Annotated in this window: 20 protein-coding genes and 1 pseudogene; 13 read left to right on the forward strand and 8 right to left on the reverse strand. The window is 69.8% G+C overall.

What is annotated here, in order from left to right; translation table 11 throughout:
• The first annotated feature begins 32 nt into the window (after positions 1-32).
• Together JOD27_RS43765 and JOD27_RS43770 are read left to right on the forward strand one after the other, a co-directional pair.
• Positions 33-443 carry a DMT family transporter gene (locus tag JOD27_RS43765; RefSeq protein ID WP_204768305.1) on the forward strand — a complete coding sequence of 137 codons (411 nt, stop codon included), beginning with the start codon at positions 33-35 and terminating at the stop codon, positions 441-443.
• Positions 443-907 (forward strand): nucleoside deaminase, encoded by a 465-nt coding sequence (locus tag JOD27_RS43770; RefSeq protein WP_204768306.1) that lies wholly within the window; start codon positions 443-445, stop codon positions 905-907. Before JOD27_RS43765 ends, JOD27_RS43770 begins: the two co-directional genes overlap by 1 nt.
• 355 nt (positions 908-1,262) lie before the next feature.
• Here the strand turns inward: JOD27_RS43770 and JOD27_RS43775 are convergent, their stop codons facing one another.
• Positions 1,263-2,132, reverse strand: coding sequence for an alpha/beta fold hydrolase (locus tag JOD27_RS43775; RefSeq protein ID WP_204768307.1), 870 nt, complete (start codon positions 2,130-2,132; stop codon positions 1,263-1,265).
• Positions 2,133-2,223: 91 nt separating this feature from the next.
• On the opposite strand from JOD27_RS43775, the gene JOD27_RS43780 reads away from it, so the two are divergent.
• Positions 2,224-2,823 (forward strand): TetR/AcrR family transcriptional regulator, encoded by a 600-nt coding sequence (locus JOD27_RS43780; protein ID WP_204768308.1) that lies wholly within the window; start codon positions 2,224-2,226, stop codon positions 2,821-2,823.
• A gap of 156 nt (positions 2,824-2,979) precedes the next feature.
• Here the strand turns inward: JOD27_RS43780 and JOD27_RS43785 are convergent, their stop codons facing one another.
• The 4 genes from JOD27_RS43785 to JOD27_RS43800 form a co-directional block, all read right to left on the reverse strand.
• Positions 2,980-3,183 carry a hypothetical protein gene (locus JOD27_RS43785; RefSeq protein ID WP_204768309.1) on the reverse strand — a complete coding sequence of 68 codons (204 nt, stop codon included), beginning with the start codon at positions 3,181-3,183 and terminating at the stop codon, positions 2,980-2,982.
• Positions 3,180-3,644, reverse strand: coding sequence for a GNAT family N-acetyltransferase (locus JOD27_RS43790; RefSeq protein WP_204768310.1), 465 nt, complete (start codon positions 3,642-3,644; stop codon positions 3,180-3,182). The genes JOD27_RS43785 and JOD27_RS43790 overlap by 4 nt, the downstream gene beginning before the upstream one ends.
• Before the next feature lie 24 nt (positions 3,645-3,668).
• On the reverse strand, positions 3,669-3,830 hold the full coding sequence (locus JOD27_RS43795) for a hypothetical protein (RefSeq protein ID WP_204768311.1): 162 nt from the start codon (positions 3,828-3,830) through the stop codon (positions 3,669-3,671).
• Positions 3,831-4,007: 177 nt separating this feature from the next.
• Positions 4,008-5,582 (reverse strand): PucR family transcriptional regulator, encoded by a 1,575-nt coding sequence (locus JOD27_RS43800; RefSeq protein ID WP_204768312.1) that lies wholly within the window; start codon positions 5,580-5,582, stop codon positions 4,008-4,010.
• 210 nt (positions 5,583-5,792) lie between these two features.
• Here JOD27_RS43800 and JOD27_RS43805 point away from each other — a divergent pair, with 210 nt between their 5' ends.
• From JOD27_RS43805 to JOD27_RS43815, 3 genes are read left to right on the forward strand one after another with little or no spacing between them, the layout of a single operon-like run.
• A complete protein-coding gene (locus JOD27_RS43805; RefSeq protein WP_204768313.1) occupies positions 5,793-7,052 on the forward strand; it encodes an aspartate aminotransferase family protein in 1,260 nt (419 codons plus the stop codon).
• Complete coding sequence (locus JOD27_RS43810) at positions 7,049-9,865, forward strand: FAD-binding and (Fe-S)-binding domain-containing protein (RefSeq protein WP_204768314.1); 2,817 nt, start codon at positions 7,049-7,051, stop codon at positions 9,863-9,865. The genes JOD27_RS43805 and JOD27_RS43810 overlap by 4 nt, the downstream gene beginning before the upstream one ends.
• Positions 9,862-11,301: an NAD-dependent succinate-semialdehyde dehydrogenase gene (locus JOD27_RS43815; RefSeq protein ID WP_204768315.1), complete on the forward strand. Its 1,440-nt coding sequence runs from the start codon at positions 9,862-9,864 to the stop codon at positions 11,299-11,301. Before JOD27_RS43810 ends, JOD27_RS43815 begins: the two co-directional genes overlap by 4 nt.
• Before the next feature lie 48 nt (positions 11,302-11,349).
• Here the strand turns inward: JOD27_RS43815 and JOD27_RS43820 are convergent, their stop codons facing one another.
• Complete coding sequence (locus tag JOD27_RS43820; protein WP_239571714.1) at positions 11,350-12,096, reverse strand: IclR family transcriptional regulator; 747 nt, start codon at positions 12,094-12,096, stop codon at positions 11,350-11,352.
• A 231-nt stretch (positions 12,097-12,327) separates the two neighbouring features.
• Here JOD27_RS43820 and JOD27_RS43825 point away from each other — a divergent pair.
• From JOD27_RS43825 to JOD27_RS43835, 3 genes and pseudogenes are all read left to right on the forward strand, one after another.
• A pseudogene (locus tag JOD27_RS43825) lies at positions 12,328-12,510 on the forward strand (SDR family oxidoreductase); the annotation flags it as partial.
• A 150-nt stretch (positions 12,511-12,660) separates the two neighbouring features.
• On the forward strand, positions 12,661-13,737 hold the full coding sequence (locus JOD27_RS43830; RefSeq protein WP_204768317.1) for a homoserine dehydrogenase: 1,077 nt from the start codon (positions 12,661-12,663) through the stop codon (positions 13,735-13,737).
• Complete coding sequence (locus JOD27_RS43835) at positions 13,730-15,163, forward strand: aldehyde dehydrogenase family protein (protein WP_204768318.1); 1,434 nt, start codon at positions 13,730-13,732, stop codon at positions 15,161-15,163. Before JOD27_RS43830 ends, JOD27_RS43835 begins: the two co-directional genes overlap by 8 nt.
• Before the next feature lie 63 nt (positions 15,164-15,226).
• On the opposite strand, the gene JOD27_RS43840 is transcribed toward JOD27_RS43835, so the two are convergent.
• Positions 15,227-15,688: an Lrp/AsnC family transcriptional regulator gene (locus JOD27_RS43840; protein ID WP_204768319.1), complete on the reverse strand. Its 462-nt coding sequence runs from the start codon at positions 15,686-15,688 to the stop codon at positions 15,227-15,229.
• 207 nt (positions 15,689-15,895) lie between these two features.
• A complete protein-coding gene (locus JOD27_RS43845; RefSeq protein ID WP_204768320.1) occupies positions 15,896-16,645 on the reverse strand; it encodes an IclR family transcriptional regulator in 750 nt (249 codons plus the stop codon).
• A gap of 196 nt (positions 16,646-16,841) precedes the next feature.
• Here JOD27_RS43845 and solA (JOD27_RS43850) point away from each other — a divergent pair, with 196 nt between their 5' ends.
• Genes solA (JOD27_RS43850) through JOD27_RS43865 form a run of 4 tightly spaced genes read left to right on the forward strand, consistent with a single transcriptional unit; the run spans position 16,842 to position 21,142 of the window.
• On the forward strand, positions 16,842-17,981 hold the full coding sequence (solA, locus tag JOD27_RS43850; RefSeq protein ID WP_204768321.1) for an N-methyl-L-tryptophan oxidase: 1,140 nt from the start codon (positions 16,842-16,844) through the stop codon (positions 17,979-17,981).
• A 36-nt stretch (positions 17,982-18,017) separates the two neighbouring features.
• Positions 18,018-19,154 carry an N-methyl-L-tryptophan oxidase gene (solA, locus tag JOD27_RS43855; RefSeq protein WP_204768322.1) on the forward strand — a complete coding sequence of 379 codons (1,137 nt, stop codon included), beginning with the start codon at positions 18,018-18,020 and terminating at the stop codon, positions 19,152-19,154.
• Positions 19,155-19,176: 22 nt separating this feature from the next.
• On the forward strand, positions 19,177-20,148 hold the full coding sequence (locus JOD27_RS43860) for a succinylglutamate desuccinylase/aspartoacylase family protein (protein WP_204768323.1): 972 nt from the start codon (positions 19,177-19,179) through the stop codon (positions 20,146-20,148).
• 52 nt (positions 20,149-20,200) lie between these two features.
• Positions 20,201-21,142: an ABC transporter substrate-binding protein gene (locus JOD27_RS43865; protein WP_059362504.1), complete on the forward strand. Its 942-nt coding sequence runs from the start codon at positions 20,201-20,203 to the stop codon at positions 21,140-21,142.
• The last annotated feature ends 163 nt before the right edge of the window (positions 21,143-21,305 follow it).

The following is a 21,305-nucleotide window of genomic DNA, read 5'->3' on the forward strand; positions in this document are numbered from 1 at the left end:
ACACGGAGACCATCGCAAAGGAAGCACACGAGATGACCACCACGAACCAACCCGAAACGATTCGACACGAGGACACCACCGCCGCCGCTGGCGCGAGCCGCCGCGCCTGGATCATCCTGTTGATCGCGGGCCTGGTCGAGATCGGCTACGCGGTGAGCGTCGGCGGCAGCAAGGGGTTCACCGACCTGGGCTGGTCGATCTCCGCGGCGGTGTTCTTCTTCCTCACCGTTTTCACCCTCAGCCTGGCACTGAAGAACATCGACGTCGGCATCGGCTACGCGGTCTGGACCGGCATCGGCTCCTCCGGCGCGGCCGTGGTCAGCGCGTTCCTGCTGGACCAGGCCCTCACGCCGGCACGCGTCTTCTGGCTGGCGGTGATCATCGGCGGAGTGGTGTGGCTGAAGCTGGCCTCCAGCCCCAAGTACGCCTCGGGCCAAGCGTGATGACCGCGCTGCACACCGACCGGATCACCGGCCACATGCGGGAGGCCGTCGCGATCGCGCTGGCCGAGGTCGAGCGCGGCGGCATCCCGTTCGCGGGGGTGGTCCTGCACCCCACCGCAGGGGTCCTCGGCACCGGCGTCAACCGCGTGCTGGTCGAGCGCGATCCCACCGCGCACGCCGAGATCGTGGCGCTGCGTGCCGCCACGCGGAAGGCCGGACCGGCGCAGGTCGCCGAGTCCGTGCTGCTGGCCTCGGGCGAGCCCTGCGGCATGTGCTACCGGGCCGCGTTCGACCACGGCATCACGACCGTGTACTACGCCGTCAGCGCGGACGAGGCCGCGAGCTACGGCTTCGACTACCGCGCCTCCTACCGCGGCTTGGACCGCGGCGGCCGCACGATCGAGCCGTGCCGGGTCGAGGGAGCGCTGGACCCGTTCACGGCATGGGCGCGACGCGCAGGCTGACGATCACCACCAGGGGCACGGCCTTCGGGGGCCTTGCCCCTGGTCGTTTTCTTTTGAAGACCGCCGAGTGGGTTATGCCGATTTTGCGGCTGTTAGGTCTGGTAGGGAGCGCGGTCAATCGAGTGAGTCCGCATAATCCGCGTCATGTGCCGCTGGGTTCTCCGCCTGGGTCAGTACCAAATCCAGGCAGGAGGAAAGGATCATGGCGTGGTCTCGGGCGGCGGTTGGAGATCTCTGGGCCCGCTGACGGTGTATGCGGTGGGTTTCACCGAGTGATTGGGACGCAAGGGTTATGCGGAGACGACGGTTCGGGCACATCAAGGGCGCATGCGGTACCTGAGCCGGTGGATGAGGCTCATTCCGGCAGGTCCGCCCTGTCGTCCTCGACGAGGGTGAGGATCCGGGAGATCACGAGCTCCGGTTCCTCCAGGGGCAGCGCGTGGGTGGTCTTCGGCACGATCTCCGCGCGGAGGCGGGGATTGAGTGCCTCGACGCGGGCAGCGAGCTCGCGCGCGTCGAAGACGCCGTTGCGTTCGGCGAGCACGAAGTGGACGGGCACATCGATCGCGCGCAGTTCGTCGTCGGTGAACACGTACTGCGGCGGGAAGTGCGGTTTGTACTTGAGCCCGCGGATCACCAGCGGGGCCAGGGTGCGGCGCGCGTAGGGATCTCCGGAGAAGATCCGGCGCAGGATCGGCGCCGGTAGCAGCCAGCGGAACATCTGGCCGAAGCTCCAGAGGACGAACCGCAGCCCGATGGTCCCGAAGCCCCCGGGTTCGATGGCGATCACGCTCGAGATCCGGTCGCCGGAACGCGTGGCGAGGTCCAGCGCCAGCCAGGCGCCGCGGGAGATCCCGACCAGGTGGAACTTCTCGTGATTTAGGCCCGCGAGGACGTCGGCGAGCCAGTCCGCCTGGTCCTGGCCGCTCTGCACGGGACGCGTCTGGACCGAGCGACCCGGTTCGCCGATCGTGTCGACCGCGTACACCGTGTGCCGCTCGGTGAGTTCGGCGACGAAGGAATACCAGGACAACGACGTGCCCATGACACCGTGCAGCAGCACGATCGGCGTGCCCTGACCGGTTCCGCTACGGCGGACGTGGGTCGGCCCGAACCGCGTCTCGACGTCCAGCTCCTCGGACGGAACGGGCCATTTCCGCAAGATCGCGTCGTACGTGGCGAAGTAGTTCTCCTGGGCCTTCTGATCCTTGAACTTTCCGAGCATGTCGACCCCCAGACCGCCTTTCCAATGCAGATGCAATGTTATAGCAGGCGGGCTGTCCGGCCAAGAGCGGTTGGTGTGGCACAGTGATCACGTGCCGAAACGCGTTGACCACGACGAGCGAAGGCGTGAGATCGCGGAGGCGCTCTTCCGGATCGCGGCGACGCAGGGCCTGCAGGCGGTGACGCTGCGGGCGGTCGCCGCGGAGGCCGGCATCTCGATGTTCCAGGTGCAGTACTACTTCCCTGCCAAGGAGCAGATGCTGCGGTACGCCTGGCAACGCATCACCGAACTGGGCGCCGAGCGGGCAGGACGAGACATCGCCGAGGCGTTGCAGACAGGCGACGAACGCGCCGTCATCCGCGCCTGCCTGCTCGCCGTGCTGCCGACCGACGAACGCAGCCGCATGCTGTGCGCGGTGCAGATCGCCTACTTCGCCGTCGACGTCACCCGCGGCGGCCAGGCTCCCGACCAGCAGGCGATGATGCCCCACCTCGTCCGCCTCGTCGCCGACCAACTCGACCACGCCCAGCAGCGCGGCGGGGTTCCGGCGCACGTCGACACCCGGCTGGAGGCCGACGCGCTCGCGACCATGACCGCCGGCCTACTCAGCGCGATGCTGGTCGAGGCCTATGACACCGAGCAGGCGACGCGGATCATCGACTACCGGCTCGGGCGCCTGTTCGCTGGCTAGCGGTCACGCGACCCGTGGTGGAACCCGCGTTGACGGCCCACGTCGACCCGATCACGCTCGGCATCATCGACGACGACAGCAGCAGCAGCGCGCGGGCGATTTCGCCCACTCGATCATCCGGCCATGAACGTCGTCTTGTGCGCACTCCTTGGTTGCTCACAGGTTGTCGAGGAATGCCGTGATCTTGTCAGTGGGCTGGTAGCGGCCTGGGGCGGCGGCGATCGGGGCGGTGCGGGCCAGAGCGTGTTCTTTGAGCGCGAGGTCGGAAATGGCGACGTCGGATATTCGAAGTGTCGGAATGCCTGCCGTGGAGCTGTGCGACGGGACCCAGCGGTCGGCAGCCGCGTGGTCAGCTGTCAAAGGACGTGCGCGAGGAGCATGGTGGCCGGGCCGAAGCCGGCTCGCTGGTAGAAGGGCACTGAGCGTTCGCTCGGGGACAGGACGATGCGGGCGCAGTCGCGGGCGCGTGCGTGCGAGACGGCCGCGTTGAGCAGGGCGGTTCCGATGCCGCGGTTGCGGTGGGCCGCGAGCACGAACGCGTTGCCCAGGTAGGCCCATCGGCTGGCTGGCCGTCCTGGCCTGGGCATCCGTTCGAACAGGGCGAGGTTCACCATGCCGACGGCCTTGCCGTCGAGCTCGGCCACGAACGCCGCTCGGCGCGATGCCTCTGCGGTGTACCACTGGGCGAAGTCCTCCTCGAAGCGGTCGTCCTCGAGCAGATGCCCGGCCTGCTCCTCCGTCCATGCCCGCCGCAGCGCCGCCAGTGCCGTGGTGTCGTGCTCACCGGTCTGTCGTATCGACACGGAGTGCGAAGCGGTCATGGCGTGAACCTCCTGGGACGTTGCTCATTCGTCTGGGTGATGGTCATGGTTCCGGTGGCTGACTTCGGCGGCGTAGGCGGTCCAGTCGCCTGAGGAGACCTGTTGCCAGCGGACGGCGGAATTGACGCTGATGCCGAGCGTGCGGGCGAGGACCGCGGCGGGGATCTCGGTGGCGAGCTGGAGCAACGCGGTGCTGCGGGCTGGGCTGGGCGGATGCCCAGCCGGTTGAGTCGCTGTGTGAGCTGTTGTGTGCCGATCGGTCGGCCGGGCTGCCCGTCGGTGGAGAAGGAACGTGCTGGCGACGACCTCGCTGCCACCTGACGGGATCTGCGCGCAGAGGTAGTGCCGCGCCAAGCCGCTCGATCAGGACATTCGCAGGATGTCGAGCGCGAGGAGGGAGACGTGCAGCTCGGTGCGTTGCTCGCCCACTTCGAGGTCGCGGTCGAGCAGTCGTTCGAGCAAGCGCAGGCGTTCGTAGAGGGTCTGCCGGGAGAGGCCGCTGCGGCGGGCCGCGATGGTCTTGTTGCCCGCTGCGTCGAGGTAGTGGCGCAACGTGGGCAGGAGTTCGGTGCCGTGCCGGGCGTCGTGCTCGATCAGCCGGCCGACCTGCCGTTCGACGTAGTCCTGGACGCGCACGTCGTTGCGCAGGGTGTGGAGCAGGTGCCGCAGGCCGATGTCGGACAGCTGGTGGTAGAGCTGGCCGGTGGATCCGGGCAGCACGGCTTCGGCGACTCGTCCGGCCTCGCGGAAGGAACGCGCGACGTGCGAGAGATCGGTGACCTCGCATCCGACGCTCACCACCGCGTCGGGGTCCGCCTCACGCGCGGTGCGGCTCAGCTGCTCCACAGTGGACTGCCACGGCTGACCGCCGCGCAGGGAGAGCAGCACTCCTACGCGTCGGTCTTCGAACGCGCCCACCAGGCCTGTCCGTTCGAGGGCGGGTGCGATCAGGGTTTCGACCTCGGTCGCGTTGTGCCGGGTGTCGATGAGCACGGCGAGGAAGGTGGCGTCGGTGGTCGGCAGGCCGAGCGCGGCGGCGCGGGCTCGGGCTTCGGCGGGGGAGCGGTGGCGTTGTTCGGCGATGTCACGCAGAACGTGGCGGTGGGCGCGGCGCTCCCAGGACGTGGAGTGGATGAGCCGGGCGATGGTCAACGTCATCGCCGCTCGTTCGAGCACGGTGACGTCCTCGGTGCCGAAGGCGGCGCCCGGCGTGGGCAGCATGACGACCCGGCCCCAGCGTTCGCCCTGGAACTCCACTGGTGTGGTCAGCCAGTTGTCCGGTTCGTGCAGCGTGGTGCGGCCCTCGACGGGGACGGCTCTCGACCGGCGTTCCCAGTGTGAGAGCGCCTCTTCCGCGCTTGTCCCAACGGGTTCGCAGATCACCGCCTGATGGGCCAGGTTCTCCAGCACGACGGTGTGGTGGCTCATCTCGGCCGCGGTCCTCACCACGTCCTCCGGTCCGGCGCCGCGCAACGTCAGTGCGGTGAAGGTGTCGTGGATCTGCTGGGTGCGGCGCAGGACCTCGGTCTGGTTGCCCAGGATCAGCGCGTGGACCACCTGCGTGACCTCGAGGAAGTTGACGTCCCGCGACAGCGTGATCAACGGGAGGCCGCGGGCACGACAGGCGCGGATCAGCGAGTCCGGCGCCCGGTGGAACCGGCGGACGAGTTCGAGGACCAGTGCCGCGGCGCCGACGTCGGCGAGCTCGTCGACGTAGCGGCGCACCTGCGAGCTGTCGCCCGGCAGCGGCACGCCGGTGGTGAGGACCAGCTCGCCGCCCTTGAGGAACGACGCGGGGTCGGTCAGCTCGGTGATGTGCACCCAGCGGACCGGCCGGTCCAGGCCCGGAACGCCTGCGACGACCTCCGGCAGACCCGCGGCCAGCACGGGTAGCGCCAGCACGTCCGCGACGGTCGGGGGGCCTGGGTTCTCGGGCACGCCGTCACTTTGACAAGCGCCTCTCACCTGCGCAAGCGCGGAGTTCGGCGACCGGGGGACGGTACCGGTGCCCAGGCCTGCCGCACTGGGCTGACAAAGCGTCCAAACAACGCCCCGCGGCCGGACAGAACGCGCGTTGTGGGAGGTCGTCGCTCCGGCAACGCTCAGGTGACCGCACCACGAACACGATCACTCGGCCGGGAGATGACCATGACCGCACTGTCGCCGCACCTGCGCCAAGCCACCCCCGTCGTCGCGGTCCGCGGCGAGGGCGTGCACCTGTACGGAGAGGACGGCCGGCGTTACCTGGACTTCACCGCGGGCATCGGCGTCACCAGCACCGGCCACTGCCACCCCAAGGTGGTGGCCGCGGCCCAGGAGCAGGTCGCGACGCTGATCCACGGCCAGTACACGACGGTCATGCACCAGCCCCTGCGCCGACTGGTCGACAAGCTGGGCGAGGTGCTGCCGCAGGGCCTCGACAGCCTGTTCTTCGTCAACTCCGGCAGCGAGGCCGTGGAGGCGGCGATGCGCCTCGCGCGACAGGCCACCGGCAGGCCCAACATCCTGGTCTGCCACGGCGGCTTCCACGGCCGTACGGTCGCCGCCGCCTCCATGACGACCTCCGGCACCCGGTTCCGGTCCGGCTTCTCCCCGTTGATGAGCGGGGTCGTGGTGACGCCGTTCCCGACGGCCTACCGCTACGGCTGGGACGAGGAGACTGCGACGCGGTTCGCCTTGCAGGAGCTGGACTACGTGCTCCAGACGATCTCCTCGCCCGCCGACACCGCGGCGCTCATCGTTGAGCCTGTGCTGGGTGAGGGCGGTTACGTCCCGGCGCCCCGCGCGTTCCTGGAGGGGCTGCGGGAGCGCGCCGACCGGCACGGCTTCCTGCTGATCCTCGACGAGGTGCAGACCGGCGTCGGGCGCACCGGCCGGTTCTGGGGCCACGAGCACTCCGGCGTCACCCCCGACATCCTCGTCACCGCGAAGGGCCTGGCCAGCGGCTTCACCCTGTCCGGCATCGCGGCGAGCGAGGAGCTGATGAGCAAGGCCTGGCCGGGCTCCCAGGGTGGCACCTACGGCGCGAACGCCGTCGCGTGCGCGGCCGCCGTCGCCACGCTGGAGGTCGTCGAGGAGGAAAAGCTCGTGCAGAACGCCGAGCTGATGGGCGCACGGCTGCGAGCAGGCCTGGAGGCGGTCGCCGCCAGGACACCCTCCATCGGCGACGTGCGGGGAGCCGGGCTGATGCTCGCGACCGAGTTCGTCACCGAGGACGGCCGCCCCGACCCGGAGACCGCGGGCAGGGTCCAGCGCGCCGCCGTGGACGAGGGCCTGCTCCTGCTGCTCTGCGGCGCGTGGAACCAGGTCGTGCGGATGATCCCCGCGCTCGTGATCGACGAGAACGCCGTCGACGAAGGGCTGCGGGCCTGGTCCGCCGCTGTGGAAGCAGGAGTGTCGGGTCGATGAGCACCGACCCGCTGGTGCGACTGCTCGCCGAGACCGCTCCCGGACTGCGGGTGGAGTCGGAGGCCGGAGGAACTGCGCCCTTCGCCTACGACGCCTCCAACTACCGGGTGGCGCCTCGCGCCGTGGCCTTCCCCCGTTCACCCGAGGAGGTGTCCGCGGCGCTGCGGGCCTGCCGGGAGCTCGGTGTGGCGGTCACGGCGCGGGGAGGCGGCACGAGCATGGCGGGCAATGCCGTCGGGCCGGGCCTCGTGCTCGACTTCTCCCGCGGCATGAACCGGATCCTCGGCGTCGACGCGGAGAACCGCACCGCCCGAGTGGAGCCCGGTGTCGTGCTGGACGACCTGCGTGACGCGGTCGCGCCACACGGCCTCACCTTCGGCCCCGACCCGTCCTCGCACAGCCGCTGCACGATCGGCGGCATGATCGGCAACGACGCGTGCGGCAACCGGTCCGTGCGGCACGGGCGCACCAGCGGCCACGTCGAGTCGCTGGAGATCGTCACCATCGACGGTCTGCACGCGATCGCCGACCACACGGGTCTGCACCCGGCCGACCCCGCCGACTACGGCGCGGCCGCCGAGCTGGAGGCGGCCCTGCGTCGGCTGATCGGTGCGAACCTCGCCCCGATCCGCACCGAACTCGGCCGCATCCCGCGCCAGGTCTCCGGCTACCAGCTGCACCACCTCCTGCCGGAGAACGGCTTCGACCTCGCCCGCGCCCTGGTCGGCACCGAGGGCACGTGCGCGGTGGTCGTGGCCGCGACCGTCCGGCTCGTGACAACTGCTTCGGCGGCGACGTTGCTGGCCCTGGGCTACGACGACGTCGTGGACGCCGCCGAGGACGTGCCGGAGATTCTGCGGTGGTCACCGACAGCCGTGGAGGGCATGGACGAGGCGATCGTCGCCACCATGCGCGCCCGGCGCGGCTCCGGTTCCGTCACCGGCCTGCCGGACGGACGCGCCTGGCTGTACGTCGAGCTGGACGGCGACGACGAGACCGACGTCGCCGTCCGCGCAGGCCAGCTGCTCGACACGTTGAAAGCCCGCGGCCGCATGCTCGACGGCCGGGTCGTCGACAGCGAGGCCCAGCGGCGTTCCCTGTGGCGGGTGCGCGAGGACGGGGCTGGCCTGGCCGCCCGGCTGGTCGACGGCGGCGAGTCGTGGCCGGGCTGGGAGGACGCGGCGGTGGCGCCCGAGAACCTCGCGGGCTACCTGCGCGACTTCCGCGCGCTGCTGGCCGCGCACCGGCTCACCGGAGTCCTCTATGGACACTTCGGTGCCGGGTGCGTGCACGTGCGCATCGACTTCGACCTCGGCAGCGAGGAGGGCAGGGACGCCACCCGCCGGTTCCTGCACGAGGCGGCCGAGGTCGTCGTGCGGCACGGCGGCACGCTGTCCGGCGAGCACGGCGACGGGCGGGCGCGCAGCGAGCTGCTGGAGGTCATGTACAGCCCGGCGGTCATCGGCGCGTTCGAGGCGTTCAAGCGGACCTTCGACCCGGACGGGCTGCTGAACCCCGGCGTGATCGTGGCACCGGCCGCGGTCGACACGGATCTCGCGCTGGACATCCCACGGCCACAGGGACGCACGACACTCTTCACGTTCCCGCATGACCAGGACGGCTTCGCGGGCGCGGTCCGGCGCTGTGTCGGCGTCGGCCGCTGTCGCAGCAACTCCGGCGGCGTGATGTGCCCCAGCTACCGCGCGACGGGGGAGGAGAACCACTCCACTCGCGGGCGTGCCCGGATGCTGCAGGAGATGCTGCGCGGCGACGTCGTGCGGGACGGCTGGCGCTCCACCGAGGTGAAGGACGCGCTGGACCTCTGCCTGTCGTGCAAGGCGTGTTCCACCGACTGCCCGACCGGCGTGGACATGGCCACCTACAAGGCCGAGTTCCTGCACCAGCACTACCGCGGCCGGATTCGCCCCCGGTCGCACTACTCGCTGGGATGGCTGCCCGCGACCTCGAAGCTCGCCGGTTACGTCGCACGGCCGCTCAACGCGGTCCTGCGCGGCCCGCTGGGCAAGGTCGCCGCGTGGCTGGGCGGTGTCACCCGGCACCGCGCCATCCCTGCCTTCGCGTCCCGCCGTGCGCTGAAATCGGTTCTGCGCACGGCGGTCGACAGGCCGGCCGCGTTGCTGTTCGTGGACAGCTTCACGCGCGCCTTTCGTCCGCAGGTCGCCGCTGCCGCGGCGCGTGTGCTCGGCGCCGCAGGTGTGCCCTGCACACCGAGCAGCGGACTGTGCTGCGGCCTCACGTGGGTCAGCACCGGTCAGCTGTCGGTGGCGCGCCGCGTGATGGCCCGCACCGTCGCCAAGCTCGACCGCGACCGGCAGCTGCCGATCGTCGTGGCGGAGCCGAGCTGCGCGGCCGCGTTGAAGCGGGACGTGCCCGAACTGCTGGGCACGGACGCCGCACGTCGGGTCGCGGCCAGGGTGCACACGCTCACGGCCGCGCTGACCGATCTGTCCACTTCGGACTGGAAACCGACTGTGCCGGACTCGGTGGTGCTGCAGACGCATTGCCACGAGTACGCCACGTTCGGCGGGCCGCGTGACCTGTTGCGCAAGCTCGGCGTGCGCAAAGTGACCGAGGCCGAAGGCTGCTGCGGACTCGCGGGCAACTTCGGTTTCGAGGAACAGCACTACGACACGTCGATGGCCGTCGCGGACCTGTCCCTGCGGCCACGACTGGAAGAGAACCCCGATGCCGTCGTCGTGGCGGACGGCTTCAGCTGCGCCACCCAGGCAGACCATCTCGGCGTCCGCGCCGTGCACCTGGCTGAGCTGCTCGACCCAGGAGGTAACCCGTGATCGACGTTCCGAAGCAGTTGTTCATCGGCGGCACGTGGGTGGACGCCGCGGACGGCGCCACGATGCCCGTCGACAACCCGGCGACCGGCGAGATCGTCTGCCACGTCGCCGACGCGGGCGCCAAGGACGCGCAGCTCGCCGTGGACGCGGCGGTGCGGGTCCAGGAGGAATGGGCCGCCACCGCGCCGCGGGCGCGCAGCGAGATCCTGCGCCGTGCCTACGACATCATCGTCTCGCGCACCGACGAGCTCGCGTTGCTGATGACCACGGAGATGGGCAAGCCGCTGGCCGAGGCCAGGGGTGAGGTCGCCTACGCGGCCGAGTTCTTCCGGTGGTTCTCCGAGGAGGCCGTGCGGATCGAGGGCGGTTTCGGCACGCTGCCCGACGGCCGCAACCGGATGCTGCTGATGCGCCGCCCGGTCGGGCCGTGCCTGCTGATCACGCCGTGGAACTTCCCGCTGGCCATGGGCACCCGCAAGATCGGCCCGGCGATCGCGGCCGGCTGCACGATGGTGCTCAAGCCCGCGCCGCAGACCCCGTTGTCGAGCCTCGTGCTCGCGGAGATCCTGCGCGAGGCCGGACTACCGGACGGCGTGCTGAACGTCGTCACGACGTCCAAGCCGGGCGAGGTCGTCGAGCCGCTGCTGCGCGGCGGGCGCATCCGCAAGCTGTCGTTCACCGGGTCCACGGGCGTCGGCAAGCTGCTCCTCGAGCAGTCCGCGGAGCAGGTCGTGCGCACGTCGATGGAGCTGGGCGGCAACGCGCCGTTCATCGTGTTCGACGACGCCGACCTGGACAAGGCCGTCGACGGCGCGATGGTCGCCAAGATGCGCAACATGGGCGAGGCCTGCACCGCGGCCAACCGGTTCTTCGTCCACCGCGACGTGGCGGAGGAGTTCGGTGTGCGGCTCTCCACGCGCATGAGCGCGCTCAACGTCGGTCCGGGCACCGAACCAGGCGTCGACGTCGGGCCGTTGATCGACCGGAACGGCCGCCGCAAGGTCGAGCGCCTGGTCGAGGACGCGGTTCAGCGCGGCGCGCGCGTGCTCGCCGGCGGTCGGACACCGGACGGTCCCGGCAGCTTCTACCCACCGACCGTGCTGAGCCGGGTGTCGCCGGACAGCGACCTGATGGGCACCGAGATCTTCGGCCCGGTCGCTGCGATCCTGACGTTCGACGACGAGGACGAGGTCGTGCGCCAGGCCAATGACACCGAGTGGGGACTCGTGGGCTACGTCTTCACCGAGTCGCTGGACCGCGCGCTACGCGTCAGTGAACGGCTGGAGGCGGGCATGGTCGGCCTGAACACCGGCCTGGTGTCCAATCCGGCCGCGCCGTTCGGCGGTGTGAAGCAGTCCGGCCTCGGGCGTGAGGGCGGCCGCGTCGGCATCGACGAGTTCCTCGACTACAAGTACGTCGCCGTGCCGGTTTCCTGACCGAGATCGACGGGGAGCCTTCCAGGCCGGCAATGCTCCCCGTCGACGTCAGGAACCCAGTCTGCGGGCGGAGATCTCCTTGGCGGTTTCCGCGACCAGGCGCCCCAGTTCCGGGAGCCGGGACTCCTCGAAGCGCGAGTCCGGCATGGAGATCACCACCGCGGCCAGCGGTGAGCCGTCGGAATCCAGGATCGCCGAGGCGATCGCGCACACACCGGGCCGGAACTGGTTGCGGTTGATGGCGTAGCCGTTCGCCGACACCTGCTCCAGCTCCGCCCTGAGCTGCTGCGGATCGGTGAGGGTGACCTCGCTGTAGCTCTCCAGCGGCCTGGCGAGAACTTCGTCCAGATCGGACTTGCCCGTGCTGGCCAGTATCGCCCGCCCACCCGCCGTGGCGTGCAACGGTGAGATGTCGCCGATCTCGTGGAACGTGCGCACCGCGTGCGACGAGTCGATGCGGTCGACCACCACCATGCAGTCCAACGCATCGGGCACGGACAGGTGGATCGTCTCGTTCACCTTGTCCCGCAACCGGATCATTGGGTCACGAGCCGCCGCGAGCAGGCTGGAGCCCTGTAGTGCCGCCGGGCGCACGGCGAGCACACGCGCGCCGATCTCCCAACGCGTCGTGTCCTTCCGGTTGGCGCGCAGCCATCCCGCCTCGTGCAGCGTGACGAGCGTGCGTTGCACAGTCGACTTGGGCAGCCCGAAGAGCTTGGTCAGCTCTCCCACCGTGACCGGCTGGTGCTGCGCAACCGCCTCCAGGATGCGCAGCGACCTGGTCACGCTCTTCATCTCCACGCGTTACCCCCTGTTGGTCTGCTGCATTCTCTTCTCACATCACTTGACCGCCCCTTCCGGGGTGCGGATTGTTGTGCCACAAATTAGCACCGTGTGCCACATAGTGGGATACCTGCTTGGGGGGGAACGAGCATGAGACTGCAGCACGTCAATCACCGGTCGGCGCCCTGGGGCTGACCGAGAGCCGTCCGGACGGCGACGCGGGGGACGTGCTCCACGGCGGCTGCCAAGGGTGGTCTTGTCGCGCTTGCGCGTGGTGCCGCCATCGACTGGGCGTCCCGCAACATCCGCGTCAACGTGGTGGCTCCTGGCCTCATCGCCGACGCGGTGCTCGTCCTCGCCTGCTCGGAGTCGTCCTACGTCACCGGTGCCCTCCTCCCCGTGGACGGGGGTTACACGGCTTTCTGACTGCACTGTGCTGCGCGAATTGTCATCAGTACGGCGCACATCGGCATGCTCAGTGAGCGTTCTGGCATGGAGCAGGTGACAGGTCTGGCGGCGAGGCTTTGAGCATCCGCACCGCAGTGGCATGCGGTGGATCGCGAAGGAGCCTTTCACATGAGCCGATACGACCTCGCCCTCATCGGCTTCGGCGGCGTCAACCGCGCGCTCGCCGAGCTGGTGTCCCAGCGCGGGAACCGCCTTGCCGAGGACTTGGGCTTCGCCCTGCGCGTGGTGGCGATCACCGATCTGCGGGCCGGTTCCCTGGTGGACCCCGACGGCATCGATCTGGCGCCGCTGCTGGCCGCCGAGCCAGGGGAGCTGGACTTCGCGGGCCTGCCGGGTGGAAGCACCGATCCACGCAACGAGTGGGTGATCCGCCACGTGCCGTCCGACGTCGTCGTGGAGGCGACGTTCACCAACCCGGCCGACGGTGAGCCCGCCCTCTCCCACGTGCGCTGGGCCCTCGAATCCGGCAAGCACGTGTGCACCACGAACAAGGGGCCGGTCGCCCTCGCCGGCCAGGCGCTCAAGGCGCTCGCCGCCGAGCACGGTGTCAGCTTCGAGTTCGAGGGCTCGGTGCTCAGCGGCACCCCCGTCCTGCGCACCGCCCAGAGCCTGTTCGGCGGACTGGAGATCACCGGTGTTCAAGGCATCATGAACGGCACGTCGAACTACGTTCTCGGCAGGATCGAGGAAGGCGTCGACCTGCCGGCGGCCATCGCGGAGGCGCAGGAACTGGGATACGCCGAAGCCGACCCCACCGCCGACATCGAGGGTCACGACGTCCAGCTCAAGGTCATGATCCTGGCGAACGAGGTCCTCGGCGCCGACCTGCGCCGCGAGGACGTCTTCTGTGAGGGCATCTCCGCGATCACACCGGACGAGGTGCGGGACGCCGCCTCGAAGGGGTTGCGCTGGAAGCTCGTCGGTTCCGCCACCCGCAACGAGGACGGGAGTGTCGACGCCCGCGTCGCCCCGCTCGCTCTGCCCGCCCACCACCCGCTTGCGGGCATCTCAGGCCCGGTCAACGCGGTTTCGTTCCACACCGACCTCCTCGGCACGGTCACGGTGTCCGGCCCTGGCGCCGGCCGCATCGAGACCGCCTACGCCCTGCTCTCCGACATCATCGCCATCCACCAGCGTCACGCCACCGCCACGCCCGGCGTTCTCCAGGAGACCCACCTTGTCTGACACCATCACGCACACCGGCGCCGAGGTCGGGGCCGAGATGGCGCCCGTGCGCAACCCCTACACCGGCGAGATCATCGCCTCGGTTCCCACCGTCGGGGCCACCGCCATCGGCAGCGTCCTGCAGCAGGCCGGGCGCGGGCGCCGCACGGCGGCCGCGTTGTCCCGCGCATCCAGGGCCTCCGTCCTGGAACGCACCTCCCGTCTGGTCGAGCAGCGCGCGGAGTCCTTCGCGCGGCTGATCGTGAGCGAGGCCGGCAAGACCATCACCCAGGCCCGCAAGGAGGTCGCCCGCGCTGTCAACACTCTCTCGTTGTCCGCGGCCGAGGCCCGGCGCAACGCCGGCGAGGTCGTCCCGTTCGACTCGTACGAGGGCTCCGAGAACCGGCAGGGCTGGTTCACCCGCGAACCGCTGGGCATCATCGCCGCGATCACCCCGTTCAACGACCCGCTCAACCTGGTCGCTCACAAGCTGGGGCCGGCCATCGCGGGAGGCAACGCGGTCATCCTCAAACCGTCCGCCCTGACGCCGCTGTCGGCACTCCGGCTGGTGGACACGCTCGTCGAGGCCGGCCTGCCCGAGGAGGTCGTCACCGTCGTCAACGGCGACGCCGACATCGCCGCCGCGATCGTCGCCGCCCCCGACGTGCGCATGGTGTCGTTCACCGGGGGATTCGCCACCGGTGAGGCCATCTCCCGCACGGCAGGCCTGAAAAAGCTCGCCATGGACCTCGGCGGCAACGCCCCGGTCATCGTGATGGACGACGCCGACCTCGACGAGGCAGTGCGGTCCTGCGTCTCCGGCGCGTTCTGGGCCGCGGGCCAGAACTGCATCGGCACCCAGCGAATCCTGATCGCCCACCAGGTCTACGAGCGCTTCCGCGACGCCTTCGTTCGTCGTACGACACTGCTGCGCGTCGGGGACCCGCTCGACGAGAACACCGACGTCGGCCCGATGATCACCAGGCAGGCCGCGCTCGCCGTCCGGGCGAAGGTCGATGCGGCCGTGCAGGAGGGTGCGATCCTGTTGTGCGGCAACGAGGTCAGCGGCTCGCTGTACACGCCGACCGTCCTGGAAGGCGTTCCGGCCACCAGTTCGATCTGGCAGGAGGAGGCATTCGCGCCGGTCGTCGTGCTGCAACCGGTCGAGTCCTTCGAGCACGCCATCGAGCAGGCCAACGCCATCGACTACAGCCTCCACGCGGGCATCTTCACCGCGCGCCTGGACCGCGCGCTGACCGCGGCAAGGCTGCTGGAAGCCGGGGGAGTGATGATCAACGACTCGTCCGACTACCGGTTCGACGCCATGCCGTTCGGCGGGTTCAAGTACGGCAGCATGGGCCGTGAGGGCGTGCGTTTCGCCTTCGAGGAGATGACCCAGCCCAAGGTCGTGTGCGTCAACCACCTCCTGGGGGACTCCGGGTTGTAACCGGCGCCTTCCGGAACCGCGAACGATGGCAGGGCCGTGTCCTCGACCGAGGACACGGCCTGCTCACCCCGGTTCCGCTGAACCCCTCCCGCCTCGCGTGCGGTTGACCACCGCGGACAGGGTGAGCGCGGTGACGGTGTCACGGACGCCGGACATGTGGGCGATGTCCTCCCAGATGTCCCGCAGCCGCTGCAGCGTCGCCGCCTCCAGGCGCACCATGATGTCGAAGTCGCCGCTGAGGACCTCGCAGATCACGACCTCAGGGATGCGTTTGAGCGCGGCCAGGACGTCGCCGCCGCGCATGCGGTCCTGCCGGTAGACGAGTACGAGCGCCGAAACGACATCACCGGAGTGGTCGCCGGCGCGGACGATGGTGTAGCCGGCGATGTGCCCTTGGCGTTCCAGACGTTCGATGCGTTGGCGCACCGCGTTGCGGGACAACAGCACCCGGCCGGCCAGTTCGGCGTGCGAGATGCGGGCGTTGCGGGTCAGCTCAGCGATGATCTTCTCATCGACATCGTCCATGGTGGCCGGAATCCTCCGCGATGATGGCCAGAGCAGGTCTGGAAAGGGCGCGCGACAGGAGGTCCTCCTCAGGCCGCTCGGACGGTATCAGCAGCCAGGCCAACGCCTGTGACGAGTCGGCGGCTGCGGCGACGTGCACAAGGGACGGCCCTTCTCGCTCGTGCGCGAGGGGCCGACCTTGTCGTGCGGCCACAGGCGCCGCGGCGATCAGGCGCTCCGGCGTGCGGTGGCCTCCTTGGCCGCGTCGGCGACCAGGCGGCCCCACTCGGGCAGCCGGTTCGGGTCGAAGCGGGAGTCGGGCATGGAGACCGCGACGGCGGCGAGTGGCGTGCCGTCCTCGTCCAGGACGGGCGCGGCGACGGCGCAGATGCCGGGCCGGTACTGGTTGTGGTTGACCGCGTAGCCGTCGGTGCGGATCCGGTCGAGCTCTGCGCACAGCTCGTCGGGGTCGGTCGGGGTCGTGTCGGTGAAGCGCTCCAGCCCGTGCGCGATGAACTCGTCCACTTCGGACGCCGGCAGGTGGGCGAGGACGGCGCGTCCTGCCGCGGTGGCGTGCAGTGGCGAGGTGTCGCCGATGGTGTGGAACGTTCGCACGGGGTGGTCGCAGTCGACGCGGTCCACCACGACCATGCTCTGCAGGACGTCCGGCACCGACAGGTGGATCGTCTCGTTCAGGGCGTCGCGCAGGCGGACCATCGGCTCGTGTGCGACCGCCAGCAGGCTGGAGCCCTGCAGAGCGGCCGGTCGCACAGCCAGGACGCGGGCGCCGATCTCCCAGCGGGTGGTGTCCTTGCGGCTGGCTCGCAGCCAGCCGGCTTCCGCCAGGGTGACCAGGGTGCGCTGCACGGTCGACTTGGGCAGGCCGAAGAGCTTCGTCAGCTCCCCGACGGTGACCGGCTGATGCTGGGCGACCGCCTCCAGGATGCGCAGCGACCTGGTGACGCTCTTCATCTCCATGCGGTGACCCCCATTAACTCTCTGAATTTCCTGTGAACACCCTCTTGACTCCCCTCGGTGCCACTGTCATCGTTCTGTGCCAGATCCTAGCACGCCGTTCTACATTGTGGCACGGCCCTCCTCCTTCCGGGCCACCGTGGGTCGAAGAGCTTCTCGTTCGGGCCGGCTGCGGCCCGGCGACACGAAAGGAAGTCCTGTGTCAGCTGCCAGGAAACGCGTCGCCGTCGTCGGCGTGGGAACGATGGGCAGTCAGGCCGCCTGGCGGCTGGCAGCCCGGGGTGCCGAGGTCGTCGGCTACGACCGGTTCGCTCCCGGCCACGACCGCAGTGCCGCCGGTGGCGAGACCCGCATCTTCCGCAGCGCGCACTTCGAGGACACCCGGTACGTACCGCTGCTCCAGCACGCCGACACCCTCTGGGAGCAACTGCAGCAGGAGACCGGCCGTGAGCTGCGCCGGCTGACCGGATGCCTGCTCATGGGGTCCCCAGAGGGACAGCAGATGGCCACGGTCCTCGACTCCATCGCCGAGCACGGCCTCGACCACGACGTCCTGGACGCCGAGTCCCTGGTCAAGCGCTTCCCGCAGCACCGGCTCGACGACGGTGACGCCGTCGTGCTCGACCGGCGCGCCGGCTTCATCCGCCCCGAACTGACCATCCAGACCGCTGCCCGCCGGGCAGAACAGCTGGGGGCGGTGATCCACCGCTACACCGCGGTCCGCGAGATCGTCCCCGTCGCGAACGGCGTGGAGATCCGCACCGACGCCGGCAGCGAGCACTTCGACGCGGCCGTCGTCACCCCCGGTCCCTGGGTCAACGACCTCCTGCCCGACCTGCCGTGGCAGGTGGACGTCCGTCGGGTGATCAGCGCCTGGTTCATGTCGACGACGCCCGACGCCTGGTTCGGCGAGGAGCGCCCCGCCTTCATCCGCACGTCACCCACCCACTGCTACGGCCTGCCCTCCCCGGACGGTGTGTCGGTCAAGCTCGGCCTCTCCCAGGCCCTGCACCGCCTCGCGGACGACCCGAACCAGCTGGACCGGACGGTGCAGCCGGAGGAGCTCGAGATCTATCGCGACCTGATCGGCCGCTACCTGCCCGACCTGTGCCCCGACCCGACCCGCCTGGCCGTCTACATGGAGGGCTACACCGAGAGCAGCCGCCCGCTGGTCGGTCCGCTGCCGGGCGCCGAGAACGTGATCCTGCTCGCCGGTTTCTCCGGCCACGGCTTCAAGCTCTCCCCGGCCTTCGGAGACATCGCCGCGGATCTGGCACTGAACGGCTCCTCGGCTCAGCCCATCGACTTCATCTCGACCGCCGACCGCGTCGCGGCCTGAGTTGTCCCGCACCCACCATCCGAGGAAGGAGGCGACATGGCCAGCAGGAAACGAGTCGCCGTCGTCGGTACGGGCACGGTGGGCAGCCAAGCCGCCTGGCGGCTGGCGGCACGCGGCGCCGAGGTCGTCGGCTACGACCGGTTCGCTCCCGGTCACGACCGCAGCGCCGCAGGTGGTGAGACCAGGGTCTTCCGCAGCTTGCAGACGCACGACAGCCGCTACGTGCCGCTCGTTCGGCACGCCGACGGCCTCTGGGAGCAGCTGCAGGCGGAGACCGGGCGGGAACTGCGCCGCCTGACGGGAGCCCTGGTCATGGGGCCGGCCGACGACTCCCAGATGCGCACCGTCGTGGACGGCATCGCCGAGCACGGCCTGGACCACGAGGTGATCGACGCGGAGGCGATGGCCAAGCGGTTCCCGCAGTTCCGCGTCGACGACGGCGATCTGGTGATCCTCGATCGCCGCGCGGGCTTCATCCGACCGGAGCTGACGGTCCAGACCGCGGCCCGGCGTGCCGAGGAGCTGGGGGCCCGGATCCGCCGTTACACCCCGGTGCGGGAGGTCCTGCCCGTCGCCGGGGGAGGTGTGGAGATCCGCACCGACACCGGGGCCGAGCGCTTCGACGCCGCGGTCGTCACCCCCGGCCCCTGGGTGGGCGACCTGTTGCCCGGCCTGCCCTGGGAAGTGAGCGTCTACCGCGCGATCAGCGCCTGGTTCCTGCCCCACGAGGATCCTCCGCCAGACGCCGAGCGTCCCGCCTTCATCCGCTGTGGCGGAACCCCGTTCTACGGCATCCCCTCCCCGGACGGCCTGGCCGTCAAGCTCGGACTGTCCCAGGCCCACCACAAGCCCGTCGACGACCCGAACCGGCTGAACCGGACCGTCGCACCGGAGGAACTGGAGACGTTCACGGCGGTCGTGCGGCGACACCTGCCCAGGTTGAACCCCGAACCGGTGCGCGTGTCCGTCTTCATGGAGGGCTACACCGAGAGCAACCTGCCGCTGGTCGGCCCCCTGCCGGGCTGCGACGACATCGTCCTGCTCGCCGGTTTCTCCGGCCAGGGCTTCAAGCTCGCGCCCGCCATGGGCGACATCGCCGCGGACCTCGTCCTGCAGGGCCGCACCTCCCAGCCGATCGACTTCGTCACCACCCACGCCCGAACCGTGGCCTGAGCCAGAACGAGGTAAGCGAGACATGAATCTGACCATCGGTCCGCTGAGTGCCGAGCCCGGCCAGAAGACCCGCGGGAGTCTGACGGTCGACCTCGGCACCACGACGGTGGACGTTCCCCTGATCCTCATCAACGGCTCCCGTCCCGGCCCCAGGGTCGTGCTCACCGCTGGTGTCCACGGCGGCGAGTTCATCCCCGTCGACGCCACCACCCGCCTGGCCGGCCTCCTGGAGCCGCGCGACGTCGCCGGTCAGGTGGTGATCTGCCCCGTGGCCAACCCGGCGGCCGTCTACGGCGGGCGGCTCAACATCTCCCCGTTGGACGGCATCAACATCAACCGAGTCTTCCCCGGCGACCCCGGCGGCGGCCCCACCGAGCGGATGGCGGCCTGGTTGTTCGAGCACCTGGTCGACGGCGCCGACGCCTACGCGGACCTGCACAGCGGCGGCATCGACCAGTACCTGCTCGACTACATCGGCTACCGCGTGACCTCCGACGACGAGCTGAACGCGAAGATCAGGGGAATGGCCCACGCCGTCGGCTACGAGCGGGTCATCTTCGGCACCAGCCCGGACGGTGGCAACAGCCACGCCGCCGCGAACCGGCAGGGTGTCCCCGCGATCCTGATCGAGACCGGGCAACTCGGCGACCGGGAGCCCGCCACCGTGCGCAGGCTGCTCGACGGCCTGTACCGGCTCCTGCACCACCTCGGCGTCGTAGAGGCGCCGCAGGACCTCGCACCGGTGACCGTGCCGCCGCGCGACTGGATCTGGACGGGCGAGGTCGAGTCTCCGGTCACCGGCCTCTGGTACCCGGACGCCGTCACCGGCGACGAGGTGACCGAGGGACAGACCATCGGCCGCATCGTCAACCCGGTCGACGGCGCCGAGCACAAGATCACCGCCGTCTCCTCCGGAACGGTCATCTACCACATGAACGGACTGTCCGTCCGTCCCGGCACGCACCTCGCCGCCATCGCCACCCCTCACCACTGACAGACATCACGCCCGCCCCTGGCGTGCTTTCCCTTTGAGTAGGAGCAAACCCATGCGAGTCAGCAGAAGCTTGAGCGCAACGATCGTCTCGACGGCCTTGGCCGTCACGCTCGCCGCTTGCGGGTCGACTGGCGCTCCTCAGAGCGCTCCGCAGAGCGGTGAGCCCGGCCAGTTGGTCGAGCACACCGATGACATCTCGGTCGGCGTACAACCGGATCCGGCCGTGGTGAAGCTGCTGCCCGAGGCGGTGAAGGCCAAGGGCACGCTCTCGGTGCCGATGGACCTGTCGGCCCCACCCACCACGTTCATGGCGACGGACAACAAGACGCCGATCGGGTTCAACCCGGACATGGCGCGACTCATCGCCGCCAAGCTCGGGGTGAAGCTGCAGATCCAAAACGTCAAGTTCGACACGATCATCCCGGGTCTGCAGGGCGGCCGGTTCGACTTCACCGCGTCCACCATGGGCGCCACGGCGGAGCGGCTGAAGGTGCTCGACATGGTCAACTACTTCCAGACCGGCACCGGCGTCGCGGTCCCCAAGAGCAACCCGCAGAAGCTGGCCGTCCATGAGTTGTGCGGGCGTCGTGTCGGCGTGCAGTCCGGCAGCACGCAGGAGCTCAAGTGGCTGCCGCAGCTGACCGAGAAGGACTGCACGAGCCAGGGCAAGCCCGCCATCACGGGCGTGACGCTGCCGAGTGTCACCGACGCGCTGACCCAGTTGTCCTCCAAGCGTCTCGACGCGGTGATGTACGACTTCACCTCGCTCGCCTGGGCGGCCAAGCGGCAGCCGAACGTGCTGGAGGTCCTCCCGGAACGCGTGGTCACCACGAATGTGAACGTGGCGCTGCCCAAGGGTTCTCCGCTGACCCCGGCGGTTCAGGCGGCGATTCAGTCCATCATCGACAGTCCGAAGTACGCCGAAGCGCTTGACCGCTGGGGCTTCCAGGGCCTGGGCATCAAGACCGCGGCGCCGGCCGTCCCACTGGGGTGATGATGTCCACCAATACGATCGGTTCACCTACCAGGAGTCGGCCGGTGTCCGAACTGTTGCCGGAACAGAAGAAGCGGATCACGCCGAAGCGTCCGCGCGACTATCTCTGTTGGGCGGTCGCTGTCGCGATCGTCGGCGGCCTGGTCACCACGACGGTGACGAA

Source organism: Lentzea nigeriaca (assembly GCF_016907955.1).
In the GTDB taxonomy this organism is placed as follows: Bacteria; Actinomycetota; Actinomycetes; order Mycobacteriales; family Pseudonocardiaceae; genus Lentzea; species Lentzea nigeriaca.